Origin of the sequence: Lysinibacillus sp. FSL P2-0066, from assembly GCF_037969495.1 — a bacterium.
Classification (GTDB): Bacteria; Bacillota; Bacilli; order Bacillales_A; family Planococcaceae; genus Lysinibacillus; species Lysinibacillus boronitolerans.
This window is the reverse complement of sequence record NZ_CP150202.1, coordinates 2,728,521-2,742,164: the sequence shown is the minus strand read 5'-3', so window position 1 is coordinate 2,742,164 and position 13,644 is coordinate 2,728,521. Positions and strand designations below refer to the sequence as shown.

9 protein-coding genes are annotated in these 13,644 nt (G+C 36.3%); 5 read left to right on the top strand and 4 right to left on the bottom strand.

Features of this window, described 5'->3' with window-relative positions; translation table 11 throughout:
- Positions 1-26: 26 nt before the first annotated feature.
- Positions 27-1,076 (bottom strand): Cj0069 family protein, encoded by a 1,050-nt coding sequence (locus tag MKZ14_RS13685; RefSeq protein ID WP_339280122.1) that lies wholly within the window; start codon positions 1,074-1,076, stop codon positions 27-29.
- Between the two features lie 159 nt (positions 1,077-1,235).
- Complete coding sequence (locus MKZ14_RS13680) at positions 1,236-2,153, bottom strand: DMT family transporter (RefSeq protein ID WP_339280121.1); 918 nt, start codon at positions 2,151-2,153, stop codon at positions 1,236-1,238.
- A gap of 106 nt (positions 2,154-2,259) precedes the next feature.
- Here MKZ14_RS13680 and MKZ14_RS13675 point away from each other — a divergent pair, with 106 nt between their 5' ends.
- The 4 genes from MKZ14_RS13675 (at position 2,260) to MKZ14_RS13660 (ending at position 11,803) form a co-directional block, all read left to right on the top strand.
- On the top strand, positions 2,260-3,153 hold the full coding sequence (locus MKZ14_RS13675) for an AraC family transcriptional regulator (RefSeq protein WP_339280120.1): 894 nt from the start codon (positions 2,260-2,262) through the stop codon (positions 3,151-3,153).
- Positions 3,154-3,251: 98 nt separating this feature from the next.
- Positions 3,252-4,295, top strand: a complete 1,044-nt coding sequence (locus tag MKZ14_RS13670; RefSeq protein WP_339280119.1) for a beta-carotene 15,15'-monooxygenase — start codon at positions 3,252-3,254, stop codon at positions 4,293-4,295.
- Between the two features lie 685 nt (positions 4,296-4,980).
- A complete protein-coding gene (locus tag MKZ14_RS13665; RefSeq protein ID WP_339280118.1) occupies positions 4,981-6,648 on the top strand; it encodes an HD domain-containing phosphohydrolase in 1,668 nt (555 codons plus the stop codon).
- A 22-nt stretch (positions 6,649-6,670) separates the two neighbouring features.
- Entirely contained in the window at positions 6,671-11,803 is a 5,133-nt protein-coding gene (locus tag MKZ14_RS13660; protein ID WP_339280117.1) for an ATP-binding protein, read from the top strand.
- A 21-nt stretch (positions 11,804-11,824) separates the two neighbouring features.
- Here MKZ14_RS13660 and MKZ14_RS13655 read toward each other — a convergent pair whose 3' ends face one another.
- Positions 11,825-12,526 carry a response regulator transcription factor gene (locus MKZ14_RS13655; protein WP_016993859.1) on the bottom strand — a complete coding sequence of 234 codons (702 nt, stop codon included), beginning with the start codon at positions 12,524-12,526 and terminating at the stop codon, positions 11,825-11,827.
- Positions 12,527-12,698: 172 nt separating this feature from the next.
- Positions 12,699-13,163 (bottom strand): hypothetical protein, encoded by a 465-nt coding sequence (locus MKZ14_RS13650; RefSeq protein ID WP_016993858.1) that lies wholly within the window; start codon positions 13,161-13,163, stop codon positions 12,699-12,701.
- Positions 13,164-13,302: 139 nt separating this feature from the next.
- Between MKZ14_RS13650 and MKZ14_RS13645 the strand changes: the two genes are divergently transcribed.
- A complete protein-coding gene (locus MKZ14_RS13645; protein WP_339280116.1) occupies positions 13,303-13,485 on the top strand; it encodes a DUF4177 domain-containing protein in 183 nt (60 codons plus the stop codon).
- Positions 13,486-13,644 lie beyond the last annotated feature (159 nt).

Sequence of the window (13,644 nt, the reverse complement as noted above, 5' to 3'; positions counted from 1 at the left end):
TGCGATCCCTAAAGATCGCACTTTTTTTATTGCGCAATAGCCTCAGTATGCTCTTTTATACAGGCTAAAATTTCTTCTGCTACTTCATGCGCTAATGCTAGTTCTGAAGTAAAGCCAACACAAGAACAATTCATCTCACCTAAAATATAGCAATCTTCTCCGACTTCATTGGTGTCTAGCATAAAGTCAGCCGTCCAGATTAGCGGTAAATCATAATTGCCTAGTAGGTTTGTTACTTGAGGGAGCTGCTTTAAAAAGTTCTGTACCAGCTCTTGCCAGTCTTCAGGTTTGTCATAGCGGTATTGAGCGCCAGAGAATAGAGTTGCGCTAAAGGCATCCTCGGTAGCAGCTGGTTTTTTATGTACGACGTGTACGGGATGATCGCGCAACATGAATAAGCGGATTTCGCCTTCTGTAATCCTTGGAAGAAAGCGCATATCGATTAACATACCATTCGTTCCCGTAATATACTGCTCACAAAATGTCATAAAGTCGCCAAGCTGCCAATATTCTACATGATTATCTTTTGCTTCAGTACATTTGATTTGTGCATCAAGTGGCACTTCAGTGATACCCTCTGCTAGCGGTTCCACCAATTCTACACGCCAAATACCTTCTCCCGTTGAACCACGATTTTGCTTCAAAACACGCTCTGTTAAGGCTAAGGAAGTAGGGAATTGTGTTTTAAATGCTTCGATTGTGTAGTAGGCAAATGTATCGTCAGGTACTAAATTTGTTGTCGTCAGTTTTGATAATACATCTTTTGAGCCATAGCTAATCATCGCGTCTGGATGTGGCATGCCTATAACGCCAGCTTGGCATAGCTCTCGTAGCATAGCAAAGTACTCTTCCTCATGCTGTAAGTTGCCTGGGTTAATGCGAGATACATAGGCAACACCATGTTCCTTCACGTAGTGAAAGATTTCCTGCTTTTTTGTGATATCAAAGAAGAGTACCTCTGCATCCTGTCCACGTTGCTTTAGCGCTTCCACCATTGGCATTGTATCTGGGCGATAGCCATCTGGCCCTTTATCTGTGCCGCCTTCCACCTCGAAAAAAATAACTTTTTTATCCATAAAATACCTCCTTATATCTGTTGTTATGTTCAGTATAGTAGACAAATAAGGAGAAAAGATAGATGAAATATGTAAATTTTATGTATAAATTCATATATTACTATCTCGGTAATAGGAGGTATTGACTATTAAAATCATAAATCTCTTAATTTTCTGTTTTCAAGGCTGCTTTTTCTGAAATACTGTGAGATATAAAATCATAAGTAGAATTAGCAATGTACCAATAAACTGATAGCCGCCAAAAGCAATTTTTAACCACCAAACACTTGTGATGACAGCCATTAATGGTTCAAGACTACCTAGTAGGCTCGACTCCTTTGGTGAAAGATAGTGCAAGCTAGCAATATAAAACCAAAAAGCGAGCATTGTCCCAAAAATAACAATAAAGAGAAAATAGACAGTGGTTGAAAACGTCCAATCTGATAGATCGATAGCCCATGGTGGGTGAGCTATACTCATTACTATACCGCCGATGATCATCGACCAGCCGACAACTAATAATGAATGGAATTGCTGTAAAAGTGGAACGGCATAAATGGTATAAAATGCAACAGAGAGACCAGATAAGATACCCCACAACACAGCCATAAAAGGAACGGACAATGTTGAAAAAGAACCGTTTGTTAATAATAAAAAGGTCCCCACAAGTGTAAGTGACACAGCTATACCATCCTGCTTTGTCAATGGACTTTGCCTCGTTAGAAAGTAATAAGCCATGATAAACAGTGGTGCTAAATATTGCAATAATGTGGCGACAGCTGAGTTACCAATAGCGATTGACATCATATAGGTGTATTGGACAGCAAGCATGCCGATTAAGCTAAATAAAATTTGTCTAAAAGCATTTTGCATTGTGCGCCACATGACGAAAATGGATTCATGCCGATGGGTCATTTTATAAATAGCTATTAGTAGCAGACCTGCTAAAAGTAAACGACTAGAAACAAGCCAGCCGACCTCTAAATTGTCTTGCTGAAATAGTCGTTGGGCAACGGTCCCTCCGATTCCCCAGAAACTTGCTCCAAGAATAACTAGTAGAAAGCCCCGTGTACGTTTATTCTGGATAATTTGATTCATCTGTTTACATCTCCTAAACTATCAATATAAGATGATTATAAAGTGATTAAGTGGAAATAAATATCGATTTAATCCAATAAAATATCAATATATTGAGGTGTTATAGATGCCACTAACACATATTAAAGTTGCCAAGGATTTACAGGAGTTAACATTGCATGGAACAAAGGAATTTCCAGTTGCCTTGTATGAAACGATTATGCGATTAGAAAGCATGGATTTTCTACCTCTCCATTGGCATAAAGAAATACAATTTGTTTTTATAAAAAATGGATGTGCACAGTATCGAGTGGGGACGGACGTTTTTGTATTGAAGCAAGGCGAGGGACTCTTTATTAATGCCTCAGGTTTACATGAAGCAAAGCCTTATCAAATTGAACAAGCGACCGTTTATTGTGTGAATGTAGATCCAAAGTTAATGGGGGGGCATGAGGGCAGTATCTTTTTCTCAAAATATGTAGAACCGTATATTACAAGAAATCGAATACCTTATGTCAAACTAACAGGAGAGTTAGCACAGAAGGTAGCAACGATTGCGGAATTAATGCGAGAGCAAGCTGCTTTTTTTGAGCTAAAAGTACGGAGAGAGCTTCTATTTATTTGGGAATCCATGCTAACCCAATCCTTATTGACAGAACAAATAATGGATTCTGCCACTATTGTGCAGCATGAACGAGCAAAGGCTATGCTAGATTTTTTACACGCACATTATCAGCAGAAAATAGCATTAGAAGATTTAGCTAGCCATGTGTATATAAGTCGCGCTGAATGTAGTCGTTTTTTTAAGAAAATAGTGGGCTTGACACCGTTTACCTATTTATGCCAATATCGATTGCGCAAAAGCATAGAATTATTGAAAGGTAATGAGCTATCGATAACAGAAATAGCTGTGGATACAGGCTTTAGTACTGTCAGTTATTATATTGAAAAGTTTAAAGAATACACTGGCTACCCGCCACATGTTTATCGTAAGAAGTTTTTAAGTGTGAAAAATAATTGAACGTGAATGGAAATAGGAACATCTTTTATACGCAAATTCTATACAAGATGAACCATTTGGCATAAAGTAAAATTAATAGTAGAGAGGGGGCGGAGTGAATGGTGGTCTTAAAAAGTAAGCAAAATATATGGCTAGTCTTATTATTAGTGGTATTAGCGTGTAACTATACACTCTATAACACAGGATTTGGCACATCTATTTTACCTATCGAAACAAATGGTGTTGTTATGGGTTCATTGATTGATTGTATTGTGGTGGTGCCTGTGCTATTTATGCTTTATAAAGGTAAATTTTCGTTCAAGCAAGCCATCCTATTAGCCGCAGCAGGCTGTATTGCTGCACGTTTGATCATTCCTATGGAGCACCTTCAGCCATATGTGGCAGTAACATGGGCTGGATTTGCGATTGAAGGGTCTATTATTCTATTAGAAATTATACTAGTGGCAACACTTGTACGATACCTGCCAAAAATCCTAGGAGAAGTGCGTGAAAGCTCTTTACCAGACCTCTTTTCATTTTCTAAGGCTGTAGAAAAACATGCACCCAAGCACCCAGTTATTCAGATGATCTGTGCCGATTTATTAGTGCTTTATTATGGTTTCGCGAGTTGGAAAAGGCAAGAACGACAAGGCTTAACTTTGCATAAAAATTCCAGCTATATCGCTTTTCAGCTCATGATTATTCATGGGATTGCAATTGAAACGATCGGTATTCACTGGTGGCTACATGAAAAATCCATAATACTTTCCGTTGTGTTGCTTGTTTTCAATATTTATTCAGTAATCTTCTTTCTTGCGGATATGCAGGCTATTCGCCTAAATCCTGTTTATGTCACAAATGATACATTGTACTTATCTCTGGGATTAATGAAACGTACTGAAATTCGTTTTGATCATATTGCTGAAATCATCGAAGACAAGGAGCAACTAAAGGGAAAATTATCAAAAGATACGATAGACTTTATAGCACGTGATTTTGGTGAGGCCTATCCGCATTTTATTTTGAAAATGAAAGAGCCTGTGGAAGTAACGTTTATGCTAGGAATCAAGAAGCGCTATAGTCACATAGCCATTAAAGCAGACCAGGCTCAAGAATTTAGACAAATGCTTGTACAAGGAATGGTAATGAGCCAACATCATTGACTATTTTCTTAGTGATAAAAAACAAAATAGTCAATTGAAAGGTAGAAATGGATTTCCGTTGTAGGCTACTTGTTTTCATATGGGAGTCAAGTAGCCTTCCATTTCACCCCATAAAAATATTGCCCTGGTTTTCAAATAAAGTAAAGTGTTCGCAACTCTTTATGGGGAGGTTTGTCACGCATTACTTCTCTATAAAAATAACACTTGTGCAGAATGGCTGATTGTAATGGAGCCAGCGTCACAGAGGAGTCTTGGAGCGAATGGCGTGAGTGAAGCGGCATATCGGACGCTGGCGGAAAAGAAAATCAACCTCTCACCTTGCAAAGTTGCTTTTTCTGCCGTTGACATCAACTTTATTTAACAACATGAAATAGTCAATGTTTTGTGATTAAAACATTGACTATTTTTTTATTGATTGATTTTTAGCAATGCTTTCTGGATAAAAAGTCTTTACTTCTGATTATCATCTCATCTGTTAGGAAAGGGAGAAATCCATTCCTTATAGTTTAATAAAATATTCAATTTACTTAGCTTGGAGATTGCATTTTAACAACAAAGGACCTAGTGATTCGTTATAATATGATTATTTTATCCTGTATTAGTAAAAGTGATGAATACTATTTAACCTAATTTTAACCTTCGGATTTTATAGTTTTAATGTACTAAAATAGAAGGAGTGTTTATTTTGAAGGTAGTTCCAAGAAAGATTGCTGATTTACAGGAAGGCTTTGTTTTAGGGAAAGATCTATATGTTGAAAATCGTATGCTAATGAAAAAGGGAAGTGTATTAACAGCACGTATTATTACATTATTAAAAAACCGTAATGTTCAACATGTATATATTGAAGTGCCAATAGACAAAGAGGTTAATCAAATACAGTCTATTACAGTACAACCGCAACAAAATTCTTTGGTAAGTAGTGAATGGGATGAAATGCCTAAATTTCTGCAAGCACTAGCAGCATTGAGTACGGAGAGACGATATGGTCATGCTTTAAAAAATATGGCTGATATCGTATTTGTGCGAGATTTATTTGAAACGTATATGGAGAATCTAAGCTATCGAAGGCTATTGCAGACACTAAAAAAATATGATGAATATACTTATATGCATGCGCTTGACGTATTTACACTTGGTACATTATTTGCGAAAAAAGAAGGTATTTCTCATTTAGAGCACTATGCATTAGGCTTTTTATTTCATGATATTGGTAAATTAAATATTCCACATGAAATTTTATCGAAAGAGGAGAAACTAACTGTGGAAGAATTTACTATCATGCAGAAGCATACACAGCTTGGCTATGACCTATTAAAGGAACTTGGACTTGAATCCATTGCCTTTTTGGCAAAATTACATCATGAACGGATCGATGGCTCTGGTTATCCAGATGGATTAGCAGGAAAAGAGATTCCAAAGGTAGTATTATTACTACAGCTGATTGATATCTACTCGGCTATCACGATGAATCGCCCCTATAAACAGGAAATAGGGGCTGCAGAAGCTATAGCTACTATCTATAAAGAAAAGCATTTATTAGACGAAAAGCTTTTGGCTAAATTTGTTGATTTTATTGGTATCTATCCAGAAAAGTCCATTGTCCTTTTGTCAGATGGAACGCATGCTTTAGTAGAACATGTCAATCTTATGTTCCCGCTTCTTCCTACGGTTAGAAGATTAGATTCGAATACAATTTTTGCGTTACCAGTAAATCTTCAAATAAAAATTGAGAAGCTTATTACATATTATGTAGAAACACCGGATCAGTTGTTCCGAAAATTTTCTGAGTATTTAATAAAAGGCGAAGCGCATTTAATGGAGAAATATTATAATAAGCTAGTTGAGCAACACACCATTTCTGAATGCATCACAAAAATTTATATCCCCGTATACCAAATCTTTGATGTGCTCAAAGAACAAGTAATGTTAGAAAATGTACGAGTAAAGTTAAGAGGGTTATTAAACAAGGCTATATTCCATTTACGAAAAGATACGAAAACAAAAAGCTCTGCCATCTTTCTAGTCGATCAAAATCTACGAGCAAGTATTCCTTTACTTTTACTAGAAGGTGTTTTTTATGTAAAGGGAATCTGTCCTATTATGATAGACACTACAACAAGCAAAGAGGAGTTATTGCGAATCGCAGACTATTGTGAAGCGACTGTCATCTGTTCATTTGAAGAGGAATATAACCCATTAATTGGTACAAACCGAAAATTGGAGCTCTATCATATTACACCAAAGAAGTTAGAGAGTCTCGTTTTTAGCTTTGCTGGACAATCAATTAAACAAATAAATATAAAGGTAGCGTTGCAAAAATATAAAGCGGTTACAAAGATAATAAACAACTAGCATTGAAGAGGAGGGTTTGTGTGTGAATGATTGTATTCTTTTACAGTCTAGTCAAGATTGGCATCTACAAAGAATGTATATGAAGAAATTTAACAATCTGGTACTGGTAAAAAGTGTTCATCATAATTCAGCAGAGACAAGAGCCAAACTACAATATGAATTTTCTTTGTTTTCGAATGAGCAAAATCCTTGGTTATTAAAGCCAATTGCTATTGATTATATAGATGATCAATATGCCATCATCTATGAAAATTTTAATGGAGTCCCCTTAAAGCAATTCAGTAATAACTTGATTTCTTTGCATCAATTTCTACAGATTGCGATTGACCTTGTCAATATATGTATGAAAATGCAACAAAGTGGTTTACTTTACCTACACCTACATCCTAATCAAATCTTAATCAATCCTAATTCTTTAAAAATAAAACTATTAAGCTCTGAATTTAGTACAAAATATGATGTAGAATCTCCAGTTGTGATTGAAAATCCCTATGAACGACTAGAACAGCTACCCTATTATGCACCTGAGCAAACGGGCAGACTTCATTTAGAGGTAGACTATCGGACAGATTTATATGCACTGGGCGTCATTTTTTACGAAATATTGGGGGGGCAATTGCCTTTTCAAGCAAACGATGCCGTCGATTTGATTTATGAAATCATCACCAAAAAACCAGAAGCATTGGTGAGTATAGACAGTCGCTATCACTCTTTGCTTTGGGAAATTATTGAAAAGCTATTAGCTAAAAATCCAGCTGATCGTTATCAAAGTGCCATTGGTTTGAGAGAGGATTTACTACATATCCAACAGAAACTTTTAGTAAACGAACCGCTTGAAAATTTCCTGCTTGGTGAACAGGATTTGCATCTGAATATGGGACTGTCTACTAAGCTGTATGGGAGAGAATCGCAATTCGCAGAGCTTTCCTCTATTTTTCGTCAGGTTGCAAAAGGTGACAAAAAGATGGTTACTATATCAGGACAAGCAGGGTATGGAAAATCCAAGTTAGTTCAAGAACTAAAGGGTGAAATTGCGGCCGCAAAGGGCTATTTTATTACGACTAAGTATGAGCAATTGCAACTAGAAAATGATTATTCCATTGTCATCCATCCTTTAAGGAGCTTATTGAAATTTATTTATATGGAAGGGGAAAGGTCTGTCCATTTATGGAAAAAATTATTTCAAGAGGTTAAATTAGTTGTGACAGATGAACTTATCCATCTATTACCTGAACTCAAATGGTTTGTGAAGGAGGAAATACACTTTCAAAAAGAAGTGCGCCAAAATACAAAACAGCTCCATTCCTATACGTTTATATCGATTCAAAAAATTTTATTAACATTTGCTATGCAGAAGAAACCAGTTATATGGTTTGTAGATGATTTGCATTGGGCGAATCAAAGTACGATTGAAATTATGACCCAAATTTTTGAGCAGCACCGAGCAGGATACTTTATGATGATTGGTACATTCCGAGTGAATAAGGACAGCGCTGAGGAAGAAAATCCGCAAAGAACTCCTAGTTTTTCGAACGGTCATCATATCCATTTACCCTTGCTTCAGGAGCAACATGTTCAACAATGGTTAGAGGCGTCTTTCCATGCAAAGCCACATACCATACAGATCATTGCCAAGCAATTATTTAATTTGACCAAAGGAAATCCGTTATTTGTGAAAGAAGTGTTTCGTTCACTCCAGCAAGATAACACGATTTATTTTAATGCAACAACAAAAGAATGGGAGTTTAATCGTAAGCAATTTAATTTATCGCGTTTAAATAACGAGCTACTTGCCTTTATTGAAACTAGAATGGCTAATTTAACAACAGAAGCCCATGAGATTTTACGAATTGCTGCATGCTTTGGTCAGCGCTTTGAATTTACAGATGTCTTAAAGCTGGTGTCCTTATCAGCTCAAGCGTTATTAAAACACCTGGAAACACTTGTTGAAAATGGCTTTATTATTCCATTAGATGCCCATTATAAATGGGCAAGCACATTAGAGCATGAAGGTATTTTGCATACATTTTCTACCAAATTTCGATTTGTCCATGATCGTATTCAACAAGTAGCTTATCAGGAATTATCAGGGCAATTGCGTGCAAAATTTCATTATCAAATTGGCCAGCTTTTAACAGATGACTTTCAAATAGCTGCAGATCATGATCGATTAAGCGAAATCGTCATGCATTTCAATTACAGTCGTCACTTATTGACTGGGGAAGAAAAGCAAAAGTTGGCTATCTGGAATTATCAACTCGGTATTGAGGCTAAAAGAATAGGGCTCTTTGATAATGCGCTAAAATTTTTTACAACTAGTAAAGAACTATTGACGCCTGATCATTGGGAGACTAGGAGAGAGCAGTCGGTTAAATTATATGCAAATTTAGGTGAATGTGAATATTTAACCGGCCACTACGAACAATCGGAAAGGCATTTAACAGAGGCTTTGCAGCATGCAGAGACAAAATTAGAAAAACTGATGATTAACAATTTGAAAACGGTATTATACATTGAGTCCGATAACCCTATTATTGGTCTAGAAGCAGGCTTGGCAGGTTTTCAAGTTGCGAATCTTAAAATTTCAGCTTATCCTAAAAAGTCACAGCTTCTAAAAGAGTATCTATTGTTGAAATGGGCATTGCGACATATGTCTGACGAAGACTTGTTGCAGCATCCACCAACGAATAGTAAAGAAATTGATATTTTGATTCATTTAATTATTAATATGACGGCAAGTGCTTTCCTATTAAATCCTAACTTAACAGGCATTCTTTTAATGAAAGGGCTGCGTTTACAGTTGAAGTATGGCACTACATCGAAAAGCGGCATGGTATTGATTAACTATGCTTTGCTTTTAAATGCAGGCTTTACCAATATAAAAGAAGCCACTCGCTTTGGCAAACTTGCTATCATTGTTGCAGATAACCAAGAAAGCATATATATCAAGGGCCATACTTATTATGTGTATGGCGTGTTTATCAGCCATTGGACAGAACCCTATGAAACCAGTATTCAATATATTAACGAGGCTCAAGCAAAAAGCCAGGAGCTCGGCTTATATCATTTAGTATCCTCAGCTTCATGTTTTATTGTCGCGATACGACTTATTCAGGGGGGTGCCCTAGAGGATTTACAACAAGAAATTAGACGACAACAAGAGGAATTTTCTATTCATGCAAGTACCCTTTCGATTGACTTTTTAGCCGAAATGGGGAGATGGATGAATATCCTACGCTATCCTCACCATCCTGTACATTGGGCTTGTCCTATCACAATACAGGATCAGCCTGCTATTAAAATCATGCATTATTCAGTACGTTTACAAATGTCCTTTTTATTAGCTGATGAAAAACAAGGGAAAGCGATTCTGGTTGAATTAAAGAAGCTAAGTAAGGAGACTTATACATTACCAATCACCACGGTCTATTATTTTTATCGAGCCATGTGGCAATTTCACTTTCTGCATAGTCAAAATTGTCAGGTACAAGAGCAGAGGTTGTTTTTAACGGATATACGTCAAAGCCTCAAAAAATTTAAGAAATGGGCTGCTTATTCTCCAGAAAACTATGAGCATCTCTATGCTTTATTAATGGCAGAGAATTACCGTTTACACAACAACGACAATGAGGCAGAACTCTATTATGACCGAGCAATACGATTAGCAAGTATGAATGGTTTTGTCCAGGATACAGCTCTAGCATATGAACGAGCTGCAAACTATTATCTCGCAAAACAGCAAAAGAAAACGGCAAGGCATTATATACTGAATGGTATTCAAAATATTGAAACTTGGGGAGCAGAAACAGTTGCTAGAAGATGGGCAAGAGATTATCAAGTGCATCGCAAACTGGAAAATCAGAGCAGAGAATCACTCTCGTTTGATATGATGACGGTTTTTGAGACGACTCAATCTTTTGCAACAGCCATCCGTATGGAAGAATTACTGTATAAAATATTGTTTTCCCTGTTAAAGCACGTGGGGGCAAATAGTGGCTATTTCATTCATAAACAGCAGCAGGAATTATTGGTGTTAGCAAAGGCAGAAGCTGCGGAAAAAACATTTACGATGTATGATCAACAAAGTATGGAGAATTTTAATGCGAATATGCAATCGATTATACGCTATGTTTATAATAGTAAAGAGCATGTGATTATCGACAATGCACAAAAACCACAGCATCCTTTTTTCTCCTATTCAACGGCTAAATCTATTCTTTGCCTACCAATTATCCATCAAAATGAAATTATTTCGATATTGTATTTTGAAAATACCTTAATGACGAATGCCTTCCATCCATCTCATGTTCAGCTATTGAAAGTGATCGCTGCTCAAATTGCCGTTTCTTTTGAAAATGCAAAAATATATGGAGATTTAGAAAAACGTGTTCAGTTGCGTACTAGGGAGCTAGATGAGACGAATCGGCATTTGATAAAAATGAATGAACGTTTAGAAAAAAATGAACTGGAACGTAAAAAACTTTTGCATAGTATTTCCCATGAATTACGCTCACCGCTAACCTCTACATTAGGGTATATAGAACTAATGCTAGAGGGCGTGATAGTTGACCCAGTAGCCAGAAAGAAATATTTAATACGAAGCAAAGAAAGGCTACTATCATTAAATAGCTTAATACAAGATTTGTTTGATTTAGCAAATCTAGAAGCTGGTAGAGCAGAATTTTCTTTTACAGAGGTAAAGGCGAAGGAATTTTTACAAATGGCAACCCGTTATGAGGATGAAGTAAAACAATCAGGATTAACATACAGTGCGCACTTTTTTGGTCATGAAGAAGCCCAGTTACTGATTGATAAAACGCGAATCAATCAAGTGATTGAAAATATCATGACCAATGCAATGAAATATACATCAAATGGTGGAATTCAAGTGTCCATCCATGTAGAGGACAAGCACTTGATTTGTTCGATAGCAGATAGTGGCATTGGAATTGCTGAGAGTGAACTTCCCTTTATTTTTGATAGCTATTATCGTGCAACTAACATCCATGAAGCACATTCGCACGGCATTGGCTTAGCGATCTGTAAACATATTGTTCACCAGCATAATGGTGAGATTTTTGTTGAAAGTCTTGAAAATGAAGGAAGCATATTTAGCTTTACATTACCACTAGTTAAGGTATTGGTAAAAAATTAAGAAGGGGTGGTGAGTGTTTTCTTACTTCTCACCACTCTCTTTTTTATAGACGAATTGGTAGCCAAAACCTCTCACTGTTTGAATCCATTTCGGCTTTGAGGGAATATCTTCAATTTTACGACGAAGCGTACTAATATGGACAGATACAGTTTTCAAATCAGTGACACCGTCATAGCCCCAAACATGATCAATGAGTTGATCAACACTAATCACTTGATTCGCATGCTCAATTAGAAAAAAGAGGAGCAGCTTCTCCTTCGTAAATAAATTTAAAAGCTGTCCATCCTTATAAACATTTTTCTCATCTAAATGTATGGACAAATTATCAATATGTACAATATTACTTTTCTTTGATGGGTTTCTCCGTTTTAAATTTGCTTGGATACGGGCCAATAATTCTTTTGGAATAAATGGCTTTGTCAAATAATCATCTGCCCCCACCTCAAAGCCCTCAAGCTTCTGTTCAATTAGATGATTGACGGTCACAAAAATGATAATGACATCCGACACATCCCGGATTCTTTTGGCTAACTCGAAGCCTGTTCCATCTGGTAGATTAACATCTAACAAGATTAAATCTGGCTGTTGCGTGACAGCGAGGTGCCAGCCACTGGATAGAGATGATGCCTTTAATACACTATAGTTAGCATTTGCTAGTGTGAGTGATAAAACCTCCATAATATCTATATCATCTTCCACTATTAAAATTTTCTCGTTCGACATATCTATCACCTTCCTATTTCAAATATACCAACTTTTGTCTAGGTTGGGAATTAGAAGACTTAGAAGTCGAATGATTTTAGAATCCCTCATAGCCCTAGTCAAAATAATCATGCGAGTTTACAAAATAAATAGAGACTTCTATTTCCGATGAGAAAATGAAGTCTCTAAAAAATTAATCTAGGTATGCGATAGCATGGAGTAGATCATCACGGATGGCCTCCCAAAATTGCTGTTGAACACTATCACTGTACATATAAAGCTCTTTATGTTGAACATGGTCATAGATAGCAGCAATCGTTTCTTGATGAAAAGAGAGACGATGGTTTAATAGCTCTCGTTCTTCTTCAATACAAAATAGTTTATAAATATCGGATAGGCGTTCAAACTTTGCTAATTTCTGTGACAACACTTCATATTGTGTTTGATGAAAACGTCCTACGGCAGAAGTCATTGAAATTTTTGCACGATGCTCTGCCTGTAATGTTCGAAACTCCTCCTGACGAATGGCCACACGATACCAAAATTCATAACGATTTGGTAATTCTCTTAGTTCATAGGTAAGTAATGATTTTAAAATTGAATGCACTTGTTCATATGTATCGATGATCTTCGCTGGTTCTTTAAAAATGCCAAACATACTACCACCCCCATGTAGTTTAATACTACGAGTGAAGATTAAAATCCTTTAAAATAATCATAATATTCAAAAGCGAGAACCTACTAATTATTGAAACCTTGACTCAGCAGTTACGTAAAGATGTACAGGGGGTGAGTCAATGTATGCGTATAAATTTGTACAAACACAATTAGGTAGCTTTTTTCAGGAATCTACCTATCGGAAAACAATCGAAGAATACGCTAAGCAAGGTTGGCGTTTAGTGCAAGTATTGCCGATTGCTTATAAAGGACAGGGGAAACCAACAGACTATGAAATCATTTTTGAGAGATTATTATCATAACTATCAATGAACGCTAGATTCTTGCCTTAAATGGTGGGAGTGTAGCGTTTTCTTATTTTAATACAAAATTTGCTGTTTTTATCAACAAAAATAGTGTATTCAGAAAAATATAGAAATAGCATTTACAAAACAAAAATATATGTGTTAACTTAAATAGTG